We start from the raw sequence: 16,298 nt of genomic DNA, 5'->3' as shown, positions 1-16,298 counted from the left end.
AGGTACAGTCGATATTTTATTGGTCAGTCAGACATGAAGCACGAATCCCCGATCAAAAGACGTAAATCCCGTCAGATTATGGTTGGCAATGTACCGGTAGGCGGTGATGCGCCGATCGCGGTGCAGAGCATGACCAACACAAACACGTGTGATGTGGACGCCACCGTGGCCCAGATCCGGGCCCTGGAAGAGGCGGGCGCCGATATTGTCCGGGTCTCGGTTCCTTCCATGGATGCCGCCGAGGCGTTTGGCAAGATCCGAGATCGGGTATCGGTTCCGCTGGTGTCCGACATCCATTTCGATTACAAGATCGCCCTGCGTGTCGCAGAGCTGGGTGTGGACTGCCTGCGTATCAACCCCGGCAACATCGGCCGCGAGGATCGCGTGAACGCGGTAATCAGTGCTGCCAGGGACCGGAACATTCCGATCCGGATCGGCGTCAATGCCGGCTCGCTGGAAAAGAGCCTGCAGCGCAAGTATGGCGAGCCGACCGCCGATGCGCTGGTGGAATCCGCCATGCGTCATATCGATATCCTCGATCGTCATGATTTCCAGGACTTCAAGGTCAGCCTGAAAGCCTCCGAGGTGTTCATGACCGTTGATGCCTACCGGAAGATCGCCAGCCAGATCGAACAGCCGTTGCACCTTGGCATCACCGAGGCCGGTGGTTTCCGCTCCGGCACCGTGAAGTCTTCCATCGGCCTGGGCATGCTGTTGATGGACGGTATCGGCGACACCATCCGGGTGTCCCTGGCGGCAGATCCCGTCCAGGAGATCAAGGTTGGTTTCGATATTCTCAAGAGCCTTCGCCTGCGCAGCCGCGGTATCAATTTCATTGCCTGCCCGAGCTGCTCCCGTCAGAACTTTGACGTGATTCAGACCATGAATGATCTGGAGGCCCGGCTGGAGGACGTGAACACATCCCTGGACGTGGCCATTATCGGCTGCATCGTCAACGGTCCGGGGGAAGCCAAGGAAGCCGATATCGGCCTGACCGGTGGCAGTCCCAAGAACCTGTTCTACATGGGCGGCAAACCGAACCAGAAGCTGGATAACGCCACCCTCACCGATGATCTGGAACGCCTGATCCGAGAAGAAGTGGCCCGTCGGAAAGAGCAGGAAGATGCCATCATTGCCCGGTCAGAGGACTGATCGGGCACCAGTTCACCAGTTAACCATCAGAAACAGTTAAGGGTTTCACTTGGCTAAGATTCAGGCAATTCGCGGGATGAACGATATCCTGCCGGAACAGACGCCGGTATGGCAGTTTGTGGAAGCGACCGTGCGGCAGGTTCTGCGACAGTACGGCTACCAGGAAATCCGGATGCCGATCGTCGAGCAGACGGACCTTTTCAAGCGCTCCATCGGTGAAGTCACTGACATTGTCGAGAAAGAGATGTACACCTTCGAGGACCGGAATGGCGACAGCCTGACCCTGCGTCCCGAAGGTACTGCGGGCTGTGTGCGCGCGGCGGAGGAGCACGGTCTGTTGTTCAACCAGACCCGGCGCCTGTGGTACACCGGCCCGATGTTCCGGCATGAGCGGCCCCAGAAAGGCCGTTACCGTCAGTTCCACCAGATCGGTGTTGAATGCTTCGGCATGAGCGGACCGGATATCGATGCCGAGTTGCTGATCCTCACTGCCCGCCTGTGGCAGGCGCTGGAACTGTCCGGCCATACCCGGCTTGAAATCAACTCTATCGGTACCTCCGAATCCCGGAAAACCTACCGGTCTGCGCTCGTGGATTATCTGAGCCAGTACAAGTCGGATCTGGATGCAGACAGCCAGCGTCGCCTGGAAACCAATCCGCTGCGCATCCTGGACAGCAAGGATGCCGGTACCCGCAAGATTCTCGAGAACGCACCGAGCCTGGATGATTACCTGGACGAGGAATCACGGTCCCATTTCGAGCGTCTGCGTGAGTTGCTGGATGCCGCAGGCATCGAGTACACGGTCAACCCGGCGCTGGTACGCGGTCTGGATTATTACGGCAAGACCGTTTTCGAGTGGATTACCGACAGCCTGGGGGCCCAGGGTACCGTCTGTGCCGGTGGTCGCTATGACGGACTGGTGGAGCAGCTGGGTGGCAAGCCGACCTTCGCGGTGGGCTTTGCCATGGGAATCGAGCGCCTGATTCTGTTGCTGGAGACGCTGGATCTGATTCCCGAACACGTGAACAGTAACGCCGACGTCTACGTGACCGCCATGGGCGACGCTTCTGTGGCGCCGGCTCTGGCACTGGCGGAGCAGCTTCGCAACGAGCTTCCCGACTACGTGGTGGTCACTCATTGTGGTGGCGGTAGCTTCAAGAGCCAGATGAAGAAGGCGGACAAGAGCGGTGCCCGTTATGCCGTGATTCTTGGCGAGAACGAAGTGGCCGGTGGCACCGCCGGCCTGAAACCGCTGCGCTCTGACGAGCCGCAGAAGGAAGTACCACAGGCGGAACTGGCACAAGCTCTGGCCGACGTACTTTCAAACTGAATTCAACGTTACAAAAGCAATAATTTCCAACAGGAGTCATCATGGCTGAACTGCGCACCGAAGAAGAACAGGTCCAGGCGATCAAGGATTGGTGGAAGAGGAACGGCAGCTCTCTGCTGATTGGTATCGGTGCCGCGCTCGCCATCGTGTTCGGCTGGCAGGCCTGGCAGAACCATCAGGCACAACAGCGGACCGAAGCGGCGAACCAGTTTGCCAACCTGCTGAACGCATTCAGCGACCAGGCAGATGAAACCTCGGGCGAGACGGTAGCCTTTGTCGCTGAGAAGCTGCGGGAAGACTACACAGACAGTGCTTACGCAGTCTATGGCAACCTGATCCTTGCCCGTCAACAGATGATGGAGCAGGGCGATGCCGAGGGTGCTGTGGAGTCACTCAAGTGGGCACTGGAAAAGGCCAAAGACCACGCCGCCCTGACGCTGGTGGTGCAGAATCGTCTGGCCCGCGCCCAGTTCGCGGCCGGCCAGCATGACGAGGCACTGGCGACAATCGACAGCGTCAGCAATGCAGGAACGTTTGCACCCATCCTTTCGGAACTGAAGGGTGACATCCTGCTTGCCCAGGGCGATCGGGAAGCTGCCAAAGAGGCCTACCTTGCCGCCCGTGAACAGAGTTCCCAGGGCCGTAGCGGTATCCTTGAACTGAAACTGTCTGACCTGGGCGTCAGGGAGGGCGCCTGATGCCGGGGCTTCGTTTGAGCATCCCGAAACCGTTCCTGCTGGCAGGACTGCTGACGTTGGCCGGGATTACCGGGTGCAGTACCACGGACACGTTTGAGCAACCGGCACCGGTTCCGGAGATTGATCCCACGGTGGAGTTCAAGCAGGTCTGGAGCATGTCCGTCGGTGATGGCCATGACGGTGAATTCCTGTACCTGGCACCGCTGAATGCCGGCGATACCGTCTACGCGGCGTCGGCAGATGGTGAGCTGGTGGCAGTGGATCCGGAAAATGGCAAAGTATTCTGGGAGCGGGAACTTGAGGACCGGATCTTCGCCGGTATTGGCGGCGATGCCAATCAGCTTTACCTGGTCACCCGGGAAGCCGACTTGCTCGCACTCTCCCGTGACAGTGGCGAGGAACAATGGCGCGCGTCACTGCCGACGGAAGTCCTGGCAGCGCCGCAATCGAACGGATCCATGGTCGTCATCCAGACCACCGATGGGCGTGTGCTGGCGTTCAACGCCGCCGATGGTGAAAAGCTCTGGCAATACGACGGCCAGGTGCCGGTACTCACTATGCGGGCGGCTGCGGCTCCGCTGGTGGGTGGAGACATTGTTATTGCCTCTTTCGCCAACGGCAAGCTGATTGCGCTGTCTGCCGATTCCGGCCAGCCCATCTGGCAGTACGAGCTCGGCCAGCCCCAGGGACGTACCGAACTGGAGCGCCTGGTCGATATTGGCGGGCAACCCCTGGTTCTGGAGTCCGCACTGATGGTGGTGGGATACCAGGGCAAACTGGCGCTGCTGGATATCCGTACCGGCCAGGAGATCTGGAGCAAGAAGGCATCCAGCCTTTATTCGCCGATGATTGGTAACGGATCCATCTACCTTGCCTCGGCCAACGGCGACATTGTTGCCCTGAGGGGTTCCGATCGCCGGGAGCTTTGGGTCCAGGACCGGCTGTCCTGGCGCCAGCTGACTCAGCCAATGGTGTTCGAAGATTATCTGGTAGTCGGCGATTTTGAAGGCTACCTCCACGCCATATCCCAGGAAGACGGCAGTCTCCAGGGTCAGCTTGAATTCGATGATGAGGGTATCCGCTTACCGGCACAACGCCTGAGCAATGGTAATCTGCTCGTTTTTGGAAACAGCGGCCGCCTGGTGACTTTCGAACTCAGGCCAGTAGAGTAACGCATCATTATGACCCCAGTAATTGCCCTTGTCGGACGCCCGAACGTCGGCAAGTCCACTCTGTTCAATCAGATGACCCGTTCCCGGGACGCCCTCGTGGCGGATTTCCCCGGGCTTACCCGTGACCGGAAATACGGCGAGGGCAACTACGAAGGCCAGCGGTTTATCGTGATCGATACCGGTGGCCTGACCGGCGATGAGGTTGGCCTCGATGCCGAAATGGCACGCCAGTCCATGCAGGCCGTCGAGGAAGCGGACATCGTGCTGTTCCTGGTGGATGGCCGCGCCGGCCTGACAGCCGGGGACGAGATGATTGCCGACCACCTGCGCCGGAGTGGCAAGCAGGCGCACCTGGTAGTGAACAAGACTGACGGCCAGGACCCGGATGTTGCGGCGTCGGATTTCTACAGTCTCGGTTTTGAGTCCGTTTACCTGATTGCCGCGTCCCATAACCGGGGCATCCGGTCCATGCTGGACGAGTTGCTGCCGAGCCCGGAGGACGCCGAAGAGGAAGACCGGGCTGACAAGTACCCCGGAATCCGGATCGGTGTGGTGGGTCGCCCGAACGTGGGTAAATCCACCCTGGTGAACCGGATGCTCGGCGAGGACCGGGTGGTGGTGTACGACATGCCCGGCACCACCCGGGACAGCGTCTACATTCCCTATGAGCGCCAGGGCAAGCAATACACCCTGATCGACACGGCCGGTGTGCGCCGCCGAAAGAATGTTCGTGAGGTGGTGGAGAAGTTCTCCATCATCAAGACCCTGCAGGCCATTGATGACGCCCATGTGGTGATCCTGGTGATCGACGCCCGGGAAGGACTGGTGGATCAGGATCTGCATCTGATCGGTTTCGTCCTCGACGCCGGCCGTTCACTGGTGATTGCCGTCAACAAGTGGGATGGCATGGATCCTGACGATCGCGCCCGGGTCAAGGAACAGGTGATGCGCCGCCTGGACTTCCTGGATTACGCGGACAAGCATTACATCTCCGCACTGCACGGTTCCGGTGTTGGGGTGATGTACGAATCCGTGGAAGCCTGCTACGAGTCGGCGATGGCCAAGTGGCCGACCAACCGCCTGACGGCGATCCTGCAGGATGCGGTAGCCCAGCATCAGCCGCCCATGGTTCATGGTCGCCGTATCAAGCTCCGGTACGCACACCAGGGCGGATCGAATCCGCCGGTGATCGTGGTTCATGGTAACCAGACCGAGGCCTTGCCCGGTGCCTACAAGCGGTACCTGGAGAACACCTTCCGGAAGGTGCTGGATGTGACAGGGTCCCCGATCCGCTTCGAGTTCCGCTCCAGCGAGAACCCGTTTGCCGGCAAGGTGGACCGCCTGACGCCGCGCCAGAAGGTCAAGAAGGATAACGACCTGAAGAAGGGGCGCCGGATCCGCAAGACCCGCCAGAAAAGCCTCAAGCGTTAACCGGGCAGGCTCACGCCAGCCCGGCATCCTCCACCTGTTTTGCCTGCACCGCCGTGAGGGCGATGGTGAAGACAATGTCTTCCACAAGCGCTCCGCGGGAAAGGTCATTCACCGGTTTGCGCAGGCCCTGCAACATCGGGCCGATACTGACCACGTTGGCACTGCGCTGGACCGCCTTGTAGGTGGTATTGCCGGTGTTCAGATCCGGAAACACAAAAACCGTGGCACGGCCAGCCACTTTGCTGTCCGGGGCCTTGCTGCGACCCACGCTTTCGATGGCGGCGGCATCGTATTGCAGGGGGCCGTCGATAAGCAGGTCCGGCCTTCGCTCACGGGCGATCCGGGTGGCTTCCCGGACCTTGTCAACATCCTGGCCGCTACCGGATTCACCGGTGCTGTAACTGATCATCGCCACCACCGGCTCGATGCCGAAGGCTTCTGCCGATTGCGCGCTCTGGATGGCGATATCCGCCAGTTCCTCGGCATTCGGGTCGGGATTGATGGCGCAGTCTCCGTAGACCACCACCTGCTCTGGCAGCAGCATGAAGAACACCGAGGAAACCACGCGGGCCTGATCGTGGGTCTTGATCAGCTGCAGGGCAGGGCGCACGGTGTTGGCGGTAGTATGCACGGCACCGGAAACCAGGCCGTCAGCCTCATCAAGGGCAACCATTATGGTGCCCAGCACCACGTTGTCCTCCAGCATCGCCTCGGCCATCTGCGGGGTCAGTCCCTTGTGCTTGCGGAGTTTGACCATCGGCTCCACGTACCGGCTGCGCACGGCTGCCGGCTCAATCACCTCGATCTCATCCGGCAGGGTCAGACCCAGGGTCTCGGCAACGCTGGAGATTTCGTTCCTGTCTCCGATCAGAACGCAGCGGGCCAGCTTGCGCTCGTGGCAGGTGATCGCAGCCTGGATCGTTCTTGGTTCATTACCCTCGGGCAGGACAATGCGCCTGTTGGCGGCGCGGGCCCTTTCCGACAGTTGGTAACGGAAAGCCGGTGGAGATAGACGGGGCTGGCGCTCCACCCGCAGGTGCTCCCGCAGCCATTCGGCGTCGATTCTGGGGGCAACTGTATCCATGGCCTGCTCGATCCGCTCCGGGTCATCCAGAGGGATCGCAGAGGACAGGTTGGCGAGCATGTGGGCGCTTTCATAGGTGTTGGTGTCGGAGCCAAGTACCGGCAAGCCGGTATCCAGGGCCCGCCTGCACAGATCGATCACGGACTGCGCCGGCATCAGGCCGCCGGTCAGCATCAGGCCGGCCAGCGGCACCCCGTTGAGTGCTGCCAGAGCGGTGGTGACAATGATGTCCTCCCGGTCACCGGGGGTAACCATGAGGGTCCCGGGTTTCAGCGTGTCGGTCATATTGCTGATGGTGCGGGCGCACACCGAAACGGTTTTGACCCGCCGTTGCTCCATCTGACCTGCATTGAGCACCGGTACACCAAGCTCGCGCACGATGTCGGATACCCTCGGTGCCAGCAGTTCCGGCTGCCAGGGGACCTCTGCCAGCAAACGGAGCCGGCCTTTGCTGAATATCGGGCACTCTTTCTGGTAGTCGATCTTCGCTGTTGGCTCTCTGTCCCGATGTAGGGTCAGGCCTGACTGTTCCGGTTCTCCGACCTTGTTCAGGATGGCAGCAATGACGTCCGGATCGCTGGGGTCGGCATACAGCCGGCTCGAGAACTCCAGCTCTTCGTCCAGCTCTTCGGCACTGCAATTCTTCGGAGTACTGACCAGGATGACTTCGGAGCCAAGGTTCCGCGCCACCTCGACATTGAGACGGGCAATGTAGGCTTCGCTGCGGTCGGGCACCAGGCCCTCGATGACCACCACATCGACCTTGCTGGCGACCTTGTGGAATTCGCCGACCACATTTTCCATCAGCAGATCGGACTGGTGCCGGTTGAGCAGTTGCTGGGCTTTCTTCAGTGGGATCGGCTCCGGTGTATCCAGGTGGCTGCGATCGCGGACGAACGCGACGGAGGAGTCCTGCCCGGCGTTATGGAGTGACTCGGCCTCATGCACTGACTGACTGAACGGCTTGTAGAAGCCAACACTGACGCCCACGCGCTCCAGTGCCCGGAGCAGTCCGAGACAGACCGAGGTGAGGCCGGCATCCATGGAGGTAGGTGCGATAAATAGACTTTTGGCCATAGTGGTTATCCTGGCGCTTGGGGTCCGTTTGAGGCGTTGGCGAGGCGAGCGGCTTCCCGGGCAATCACCAGTTCTTCGTTGGTGGGAATTACCAGTACCGGGAATCTCGATCCCGGGCCCTCGATATGGCCGTCACTGAATTCACCGCCATAACGGTTCAATTCGTCATCTAGTTCGAAGCCGAGCAATTTCAGGTTGTCCAGGGTCTGCTGCCGCACCCGAGTGCTGTTCTCGCCAATGCCACCGGTGAACACAAGTGCATCCAGATGGCGGAGAGAGGCCATCATCGCCCCGATATACCGGGCAAGCCGGAAGCAGAAGACTTCGATCGCAACCCCTGATGGCTCATGGCCGTGTTCGGCCAGCTCACACAGTGTACGCATGTCATTGGTCTGGCCGGACAGTCCGAGCAGGCCGCTTTCATGGTTTAGCACATGGTGCAGTTCATCCTGGGCAATGCCTTTGGATTTCAGGTAATCGAACAGTCCGGGGTCGATATCGCCACTGCGACTGCCCATGACCAGGCCTTCCAGGGGCGTGAGCCCCATGCTGGTGTCGGCGCTAAGGCCATCGCGTATGGCCGCGATGCTGCATCCGTTGCCCAGATGGGCGGAGATGATGGACGTTGTGGCCGGGGTTTTACCCAGGCGCCTGGCTGCCTCTGTCAGCATGTAACTGTGGCTGATGCCGTGGAAGCCGTAGCGGCGCACTCCCCAGTCCCGGTAATAGGAATGGGGAACGGCGTACAGGTAGGCCTTGGGCGGTAACGTCTGGTGATACGCGGTATCGAAAACGGCGACGTTGGGAACGTCGGGAAAGAGGCTTCGGGTGCTCTCGATTCCGGAAAGATTGACCGGATTGTGCAGTGGCGCCAGGCTGGCACAGGCATCTATGGCGCCCAGAACCTCATCGTCTATCAGGGCCGCCTCCCGGAAGTTTTCACCCCCATGAACAACCCGGTGACCAATGGCGGTGGGCGCGCCTTCAAGTAGTCCGGAGTCTGCCAGGGCCGTTGTCATGGCCTCCAGAGCCTGGCGGTGAGTGGCTCCCGCCGGTAATGGAATGTCGCCGTCGATCTGCCCGATCCGGGCTACGGCATCGTCATGGTTCAGACGCTCTGCCAACCCGGTAGCGGTGCAGTCGAGGCTCTGTTCGTCAAAGACGGCAAGCTTGAGAGTGGAGCTGCCGCAATTGATCACCAGTATCTTGTTATCCATAACCCGTTTCCCGTTTGTTCAGACCGGTATCCGGTGAGTGCTTTTGAGCCAGCCTTCAAAATCTTTGCCGGTTTGCGGCCGACTGTAATAGTAACCCTGGGAATAGTCACAATGTTCCCGCCGCAGGAAATCGGCCTGGCTTTCTTCCTCCACGCCTTCGGCAATGACCTTGAGGCCAAGGCTGTGGGCCATGTTGATAATGGCACGGACAAGAGAAGCATCCTCCGGCTCCTTGTTAACGTCATTGACGAAGGACTTGTCGATTTTCAGGACGTCGAAGGGATAGCTCTTCAGATAGCTCAGGGCGGAGTAGCCGGTTCCGAAGTCATCGACGGACAGCCTAACTCCGGCCTTATCCAGTTGATAGAGTATGGTCGCTGTTTCAATGGAGTTGTCCAGCAACAGCCGTTCGGTAATCTCCAGTTCGAGCAGTTCCGGTTTGAGGCCGCTGCTGCGCAGCGCGCTCATCACCCCGTCGAAGAATCCCGGGTCACGGAACTGGCGCGGGGATACATTGACGGAAATGCCGATACTCCGGCCCGTGGTCTTCCCCCAACCGACGGCGGTGCGGCAGGCCTCCTGCATTACCCATTCGCCAACCGGCGTGATCAGCCCGGTTTCCTCGGCCAGTGGGATGAACCGGTCCGGCATGACGAGCCCGAGAGTGGGGTTGTTCCAGCGCAGCAGGGCTTCCGCTGCCTGCAACTTGCCGGTTTCGGTGTGTACGATCGGCTGGTAGTGCAGTTCGAATTCATTGAGTTCCAGGGCCCGGCGCATCAACGATTCCATCTGGAGCCGTTCATGGGACACTTCGCTCATTTCCGGCGAGAAGTGTGCGTAGGAGCTCTTGCCGTTGTGCTTGGCTTCGTACATGGCGGCATCCGCGTGCTGGAGCAGGGTGCCGCTGTTGTCCGAATCGGTCGGGAATATGGCGATGCCGATGCTGGTGGTTACGAAGACTTCCTGGGCATTCAGGGTAAAGGGCGGTGAAAAGGTCTTCAGTATCCGCTCGGCGACCTGGGAACAGGCGTCCGGCCCCGGTAATCCCGGCAGAACCACCAGGAATTCATCACCCCCGAGGCGGGCGACGGTGCTGGTGCCGCGCAGGCAACTGGAAATGCGCCGGGCCGCCTCTATCAGGAGATTGTCACCGGCATCATGGCCGAGGGTATCGTTGATGTGCTTGAAGTTGTCCAGGTCCAGGAACATGACGCCAACCAGGGTGTTCTCGCGGCGGGCCTGGGCCAGGGCAAGCTTGAGGCGGTCCAGTGCCAGCATCCGGTTGGGCAGACCCGTAAGGATGTCGTAATTGGCCTGCCGGAGCAGCTGCTGCTCGTACCGTTTCCGGATGCTGACGTCCTCGCCGAGGATCAGGTAGCCGGTAATCTCGCCGTCGTTGTCCTTGATGGGAGTCACCACCAGCTGCTCCCAGAAGCGCTCACCGCTCTTGCGGATACTGTTGACCTCACCCTGCCAGACACCGACGCGCTGTACCTGTAGGCGAATGGACTGCCACAGATTCTGGCGTTCCCGGTTCTGTCCTCCCTCATCCCCCAGCTCGGCGGGATGTTTCCCGAGAATGGATTTGTGATCGAATCCGGTGAGCTGGGTGAACTTCTGGTTTACGTATTCAATGTGCCATTGGCGGTCACAGATCAGCACCGAGGAGGGGCTTTGTTCGATGGCCTTGGAGAATTTCCGGATCTCGGCGGCGTCCCGTTTCTGTCGTGCTATGTCGGTGTTGAGGCGTTCCCGCATCTGGTTGATGGCATCCACCACCTGCCCGAGTTCATCCCTGCGATTGGCCGATGAATCCGGGCGGTCCAGGGTGAGAGGCTCGGACAGGTTTTCCAGGGAAAAATCACGGGCATAGGCGGCCATGTCCGAAAGGTGGCGGGTGACCAGGTGGCGGATTATCAAGAGGATGAGGATGGAGACGAATAAGGTTTTCAGGAACTGGGTGGCCAGGATGACCCCGATCTTCTGTTTCATCTCCCGGTAGACCCGATCCAGGTTGGCAGTGACGGTCAGTTCGCCGAGCCTGAAGCTCTGGTCACCTTCGTGCATCAGGATAAAGCTGTGGGTTTTGGTCTCGGCATCCCGCGGGATGCTGCCCATAACCAGTTCGGAGTCCGGCTCGATCCGCAGCCTGAGGTGGGCAATGTCCGGCAGGCTGAGGATGCCTTCCATCTGGGTTTGCAGCAGTTTCTGGTCCAGGGCCCAGAGGCTCCTGGCCAGGCTGGATGCATACCCCGATTCAATTACCTTCAGGCGCTGGTCAATCAGGCCTACGTCTTTGCGATAGTCCGAATACAGCTGGATACCCGAGGCGATCAGGGTGAACGCCGAGCTGAACAGAAGAATCCAGGCCAGCAGCCTGAAGGACAGGGGAGAGCCTGTGTGCAATCGTTGGAAATGCTTCGACAAATTCGGCATGTCGTAAGTACAGCCACCCTGGAGGGAGAGGAAACCGGAGCCTTGATCACATCCCGAATATAGCAGTTGTCTTTGTCAAATTCCCTGCAAATGCAGGAAAACTGTAGAGAATTGTGTGACGGATTGGTGTTTTTGCGTATCTGTACGCGAAAGGCTGGTTTGACCTGGGTCAATACCCTGCATTCAGGGCCGGCGTAACCTGAGCTTAATCAAGTTTGCTAAGTGAAGGAGAGCAGCTATGTATATGGACGCCGTGGTAATCGCAGGAATTGTAACGGTACTTCTGATGGTGGGCTTTTTCGTGGGTGTTGGCGTCTTCGTGATGAAAGACCAGAAGCAACACGGCCACCAGGGTAAAAAGCATCAAGGCAAGCATGGCGGAAAGCCGGTCTGACGATTCGAGATCATGGTCAGCAGGGAAGCTGAATCATCTCGGGCAAGGAAAAATTGGCGTCCCCTAGGGGGTTCGAACCCCTGTTGCCGCCGTGAAAGGGCGGAGTCCTAGGCCACTAGACGAAGGGGACGCAACGTTTTCAAAAACTTGCCTCGTCGAGGTGGCGCGTATATTAAGTAAGCCTCGGGGCAGTGTCAACGATTTTTATCAAAAAAAATCGGGCGTCAGTTGGTCGCCCGACTTTCATTGGTGCTAGTGCTTCCCGACCGAATTCTTCAGCGCCGATTCCAGCTCCTTAAAGCGAAATTCGAAACCTTCGTCCAGAAGTCTTGCCGGCCTGGCATTCTGCCCGGTCAGTAACAACCGCGACATTTCCCCCAGCGCGACCTTCAGAACTGCCCCGGGTGCGGGAAACAGGGTGGGTCGATGCAAAACCCTGCCCAGGGTCCTGGTGAATTCGGCATTGGTGACCGGATTGGGGCTGACGACGTTATAAGGTCCTTGGGCGGTTTCAGTGTCGAGCATCCAGATCAGCGCGTTCACGACATCCGTCCTGTGCACCCAGGGCATGTATTGCTCGCCACTCCCCAATCGGCCGCCGAGTCCAAGCTTGAAGGGCAGAAGCATTCTTTGCAGGAACCCGCCACCCGGGCCCGCAACTACACCAGTCCGGGACAGGCAAACACGGGTATTGTTGCCAGCGAGTGCCATCGCGGCCTTTTCCCAGTCGTTACAAAACCGGTGGGTGAATTCATCGTGGGGAGTGGTGTCTTCGGTGACTGGTGCCGCCCTCTGGTCCCCATAGAAGCCCACTGCAGAGCCGGAAACCATGACTTCCGGTAGCTTCTCCCAGGTTCTGGCCAAATCTACAAGCTGTTCCGTCAGCCGGATCCGGCTATCCCTCAGGGCCTGTTTGCGGCTGGCGGACCAGCGCTTGTCGGCAATGCCTTCGCCGGCCAGATTGATCACCGCATCAAAACCGGGACCGGAGCGAAGCGAGTCAAGATCGTTGACAGCCTCCACCCGACCGCAGATCGCCTTGACGTTTTCCGGAGGCTGTCGGCTGTATACCCAGAGCCGGTCCCCGCGTTCCAGCAGGCGGGGGCAGAGTTCTTTACCGATAAAACCGGTACCGCCGGTAATGAGAATTCGTTTTGCCATAACCTTGTGCCTCCCTCGGTACTCCCTGTTCAGGATTCGGCGCTTCCGGTCTGTTCCAGTTGCAGGGTAACAACGTCCTTGATGGCCTGGCCAAGTAGCGGGTTTTCACCAATGGGTGGCGCAAGATGGATTTTTACGCCGTGGCCTTTCTCGAGATCCGCGATCATCGCGGGGACATCTTTTCTCAGGTGTCGGCCAGCAGCCAGAAACAGCGGAACGACGGTATACTCGCTGATATTCTCGGTAAGGCCTTCGGCAATGGTTTCCTCAAGGGATGGCGAGGCCAGCTCCATATAGGCAATTCTGGATCCCGATACCGCCTGAAGGGTCGGTGCGGCCAGCTGTTCAAAGGTTTCGCACCAGCGTTTGTCGCTGCTTCCATGGGCCAAAAGAACAATGCGGTGGTTGCTGGTCATTCATACTCCTGGGTAATCAGTTAGGGGAAACCCGTCGTAATCTTGCACAATTGTGCGCTGCCTAAATTCCAAGATAACAGGGTGTGGGTTAATGTTCGATTGGAAAGAGATTCTGGATTTCTGGTTCGGAGAGCTCGACGAACAGGGGCTTCCGGATCATTTTCACCGCAACCGCTGGTTCCGGTCTGACCGGAAGTTTGATCAGGAGGTGCGGCGCCGGTTTCTCTCCATGGTGCTTTTCGCATCCGAACAGGGTCTCGACCACTGGCGCAGCGAGCCGGGCGGTGCCCTGGCAGAAATTATCCTGCTCGACCAGTTCTCCCGGAACATCTTCCGGGGCGGGGCGCTCGCCTTCGAACAGGATACCCTGGCGCGCAAGCTTTGCCGCCAGGCCATGCATAAAGGGCTGGATATGGCGCTCGTTCCGGTCCAGCGCGCTTTCCTCTATATGCCGTTGCAGCACTCCGAGCGACTGGAGGACCAGGACCTCTCGGTCGAGTGCTACGGGCAGCTTGTGGCCACAACCAGCGGTATTCTGGGCGATTTCATGGCAAGTTTCCTGGAGTCGGCGGAAGAGCACCGGGCCATCATCCGGAAGTTCCGGCGGTTTCCCCACAGGAATCGGGCGCTGGGGAGAACGTCTACTCCCGAAGAGAAAGACTATCTCGAAGGAGGAAAGTCTTTCGGTCAGTAAAATAATTCCGATTGCGTTCTTACAGCAATTGTTACCGTTTTGTATAAAAAGCGTACGATTAGACCGGTTTCTCATTTGGTCCTGATAGAATGAGCCAAAATTCAGGCAATCCGGCTATGCATGGTCCGGAATCGCCCCTTATTTTGTAACGGTGAATGAAGATGCTGAAACGCAGTCGGCGTATTGCTTTGTCCCTGTGTTTGCCCCTGTTGGCCATGACCAGCCTGCAGGCCCAATCAGAAACCCTTGATGACCATCTCCTGGAGCGGATGGCCGAGTCCGCGCCCAGGCTCGATCCCCAGGTACTTTCCATGGCGTTCAACGCGTCCCGGTGCGCAATTGGAAGCGGCGTGGCGACGCCCGAGCGCCTGGCCGTCATCGACTTTTCCCTGCCGTCGAGTGAAGAGCGTATGTGGATTTTCGACGTTCGCACCGGCGACCTTGTGCTCCGGGATCTCGTTGCCCATGGCCGGAAATCCGGGAACTTCCGTTCTACGGCATTCTCCAATGTCGAGGGCAGTAACATGTCCAGCATCGGCCTGTTCCGCGCCAGCGAGTCCTACTATGGAAAGCACGGCTACTCCCTGCGCCTCGACGGCCTGGAGCCGGGTGTGAATGATCTGGCCCGTCAGCGTGCCATCGTCATTCATGGCGCGGACTATGTGAGTGACAGCTGGGTGGATCAGTACGGTCGTATTGGCCGCAGTCTGGGTTGTCCGGCAGTGGATAATCAGGTCATTGAAGAGGTGGTCGACAATCTCAAGGGCGGTCAGCTGGTCTTCAAGTATTATCCGGATCAGGAGTGGTTGCAGAGTTCCAGCTTCCTGCACTGCGACGACACCCAGATGGCTGCGGCTGCCGGTAATGAAGCAGGGCAGAGTTGATCTCCCTGCCTGAAAATTCAACGAATTGCATGGGATCTCAGCAATTTTCCCGGTCCTGTAAAAAAGTTGAAAAAAGAGGTTGACGGCCGGAGTCTGATCCGTAGAATACGCCTCCGTTGACGGCAATAACCGTTCAGCAATGCGGGAATAGCTCAGTTGGTAGAGCACAACCTTGCCAAGGTTGGGGTCGCGAGTTCGAATCTCGTTTCCCGCTCCAGATTCCGAAACCCGGCTTTGAAAAAAGCCGGGTTTCTTCCTTTCAGGGCTCCGCTCAGGCGCAGCGCCCGAACCTCCTCTCGGTTATACTCGGCAGCCATACCCAATTCTTCTCAGGACGGGAGGCGCGCAGCATGCATATCCACTCGCTTTATATCTATCCGGTGAAGTCGCTGGCCGGCATCCAGGTTGATTCCTTTGACATGGATGATTTCGGGCCGGCAGGGGATCGGCGATGGATGATTGTGGATGAGGAGCGTCGTTTCGTTACCCAGCGCAGTTATCCCCAGTTGGCACGGATCCAGGCCCGGTTTTCGGAGGGCCATGTCGAGGTGGATATTCCGGGGGAGGGCGTCTTCCGGCTTCAATCGACCGAGGAGACATTTCCCGTACTGGTCTGGCGTGACTGGGTGAAGGCCCGGTTGGGTGAATCGGACGCCAACGATGCACTTTCCCGCTTCTGCGGCCAGGCGTTCCGGTTTGTCTACATGGCGGATGAGACTTTCCGCCGGGTAGACGCGGATCGGGTCGGTGAATATCGCCGGGTTGGGTTTGCAGACGGTTTTCCGTTCCTGATCACGAATCTGGCATCGCTGGAAGAGCTGAACGGTCGGTTGGAGCAGCCGGTCACAATGCGCCGATTCCGCCCCAATATTGTGGTTGAAGGCGCTGAGCCCTGGGCTGAGGATGACTGGCGCGAATTACAGATCGGCGAGCGGCAATTCCGGCTGGTAAAGCCCTGTTCCCGCTGTATCATGACCACCGTTGATCCGGACCGGGGCCTGAAAGACCCTTCAGCGCAGCCGCTTCGCACACTATCAGGGTACCGCCGTACCGGGGAAGGCGTCATCTTCGGCATGAATGCCATTCACGACCAGCCCGGCAGCATCCGTGTCGGTGACCCTGTAAGCATTATCAAAACGGAGAATTCCTGAA

14 protein-coding genes and 2 tRNA genes are annotated in these 16,298 nt (G+C 59.0%); 10 read left to right on the top strand and 6 right to left on the bottom strand.

Annotated elements, in window-relative coordinates; translation table 11 throughout:
• Positions 1–33 precede the first annotated feature (33 nt).
• Genes ispG through der form a run of 5 tightly spaced genes read left to right on the top strand, consistent with a single transcriptional unit; the run spans position 34 to position 5,783 of the window.
• Positions 34–1,152 carry a flavodoxin-dependent (E)-4-hydroxy-3-methylbut-2-enyl-diphosphate synthase gene (gene ispG, locus BM254_RS09855; protein WP_092002497.1) on the top strand — a complete coding sequence of 373 codons (1,119 nt, stop codon included), beginning with the start codon at positions 34–36 and terminating at the stop codon, positions 1,150–1,152.
• Positions 1,153–1,201: 49 nt separating this feature from the next.
• Positions 1,202–2,482, top strand: a complete 1,281-nt coding sequence (hisS, locus tag BM254_RS09850) for a histidine--tRNA ligase (protein WP_092002494.1) — start codon at positions 1,202–1,204, stop codon at positions 2,480–2,482.
• Between the two features lie 41 nt (positions 2,483–2,523).
• Positions 2,524–3,180: a YfgM family protein gene (locus BM254_RS09845; protein ID WP_092002492.1), complete on the top strand. Its 657-nt coding sequence runs from the start codon at positions 2,524–2,526 to the stop codon at positions 3,178–3,180.
• Entirely contained in the window at positions 3,180–4,352 is a 1,173-nt protein-coding gene (bamB, locus tag BM254_RS09840; protein ID WP_092002490.1) for an outer membrane protein assembly factor BamB, read from the top strand. The genes BM254_RS09845 and bamB overlap by 1 nt, the downstream gene beginning before the upstream one ends.
• Positions 4,353–4,361: 9 nt before the next feature.
• A complete protein-coding gene (der, locus tag BM254_RS09835; protein ID WP_092002488.1) occupies positions 4,362–5,783 on the top strand; it encodes a ribosome biogenesis GTPase Der in 1,422 nt (473 codons plus the stop codon).
• A gap of 10 nt (positions 5,784–5,793) precedes the next feature.
• Here der and pta read toward each other — a convergent pair whose 3' ends face one another.
• The 3 genes from pta to BM254_RS09820 are packed head-to-tail and all read right to left on the bottom strand — an operon-like array spanning position 5,794 to position 11,597.
• On the bottom strand, positions 5,794–7,944 hold the full coding sequence (gene pta / locus BM254_RS09830) for a phosphate acetyltransferase (protein ID WP_092002485.1): 2,151 nt from the start codon (positions 7,942–7,944) through the stop codon (positions 5,794–5,796).
• Positions 7,945–7,949: 5 nt separating this feature from the next.
• Positions 7,950–9,161: an acetate/propionate family kinase gene (locus tag BM254_RS09825; protein WP_092002483.1), complete on the bottom strand. Its 1,212-nt coding sequence runs from the start codon at positions 9,159–9,161 to the stop codon at positions 7,950–7,952.
• Positions 9,162–9,179: 18 nt separating this feature from the next.
• A complete protein-coding gene (locus BM254_RS09820) occupies positions 9,180–11,597 on the bottom strand; it encodes a bifunctional diguanylate cyclase/phosphodiesterase (protein ID WP_092002479.1) in 2,418 nt (805 codons plus the stop codon).
• Between the two features lie 238 nt (positions 11,598–11,835).
• On the opposite strand from BM254_RS09820, the gene ccoM reads away from it, so the two are divergent.
• Complete coding sequence (ccoM, locus tag BM254_RS18020) at positions 11,836–11,991, top strand: cytochrome c oxidase subunit CcoM (RefSeq protein ID WP_175497248.1); 156 nt, start codon at positions 11,836–11,838, stop codon at positions 11,989–11,991.
• Positions 11,992–12,045: 54 nt separating this feature from the next.
• On the opposite strand, the gene BM254_RS09815 is transcribed toward ccoM, so the two are convergent.
• The 3 genes from BM254_RS09815 to BM254_RS09805 all read right to left on the bottom strand — a co-directional run bounded on the left by BM254_RS09815 (position 12,046) and on the right by BM254_RS09805 (position 13,568).
• Positions 12,046–12,121, bottom strand: a tRNA-Glu gene (locus BM254_RS09815).
• 122 nt (positions 12,122–12,243) lie between these two features.
• Positions 12,244–13,152: a TIGR01777 family oxidoreductase gene (locus BM254_RS09810; RefSeq protein ID WP_092002476.1), complete on the bottom strand. Its 909-nt coding sequence runs from the start codon at positions 13,150–13,152 to the stop codon at positions 12,244–12,246.
• Between the two features lie 29 nt (positions 13,153–13,181).
• The gene (locus BM254_RS09805; RefSeq protein ID WP_092002473.1) at positions 13,182–13,568 is read right to left on the bottom strand and encodes a sirohydrochlorin chelatase; all 387 of its coding nucleotides are present in this window, start codon (positions 13,566–13,568) and stop codon (positions 13,182–13,184) included.
• Between the two features lie 91 nt (positions 13,569–13,659).
• Between BM254_RS09805 and BM254_RS09800 the strand changes: the two genes are divergently transcribed.
• From BM254_RS09800 to BM254_RS09785, 4 genes are all read left to right on the top strand, one after another.
• Positions 13,660–14,262 carry a DUF924 family protein gene (locus tag BM254_RS09800; protein WP_092002470.1) on the top strand — a complete coding sequence of 201 codons (603 nt, stop codon included), beginning with the start codon at positions 13,660–13,662 and terminating at the stop codon, positions 14,260–14,262.
• Between the two features lie 161 nt (positions 14,263–14,423).
• Positions 14,424–15,146 (top strand): murein L,D-transpeptidase catalytic domain family protein, encoded by a 723-nt coding sequence (locus tag BM254_RS09795; RefSeq protein WP_092003120.1) that lies wholly within the window; start codon positions 14,424–14,426, stop codon positions 15,144–15,146.
• 141 nt (positions 15,147–15,287) lie between these two features.
• Positions 15,288–15,363 (top strand) — tRNA-Gly (locus BM254_RS09790).
• Between the two features lie 133 nt (positions 15,364–15,496).
• The gene (locus BM254_RS09785) at positions 15,497–16,297 is read left to right on the top strand and encodes an MOSC domain-containing protein (protein ID WP_092002467.1); all 801 of its coding nucleotides are present in this window, start codon (positions 15,497–15,499) and stop codon (positions 16,295–16,297) included.
• Position 16,298 lies beyond the last annotated feature (1 nt).

The organism is Marinobacter pelagius (genome assembly GCF_900114925.1).
GTDB classification, from domain to species: domain Bacteria; phylum Pseudomonadota; class Gammaproteobacteria; order Pseudomonadales; family Oleiphilaceae; genus Marinobacter; species Marinobacter pelagius.
Note: the sequence above shows the minus strand (reverse complement) of the source record. Positions and strands in the feature narration are given on the sequence as shown.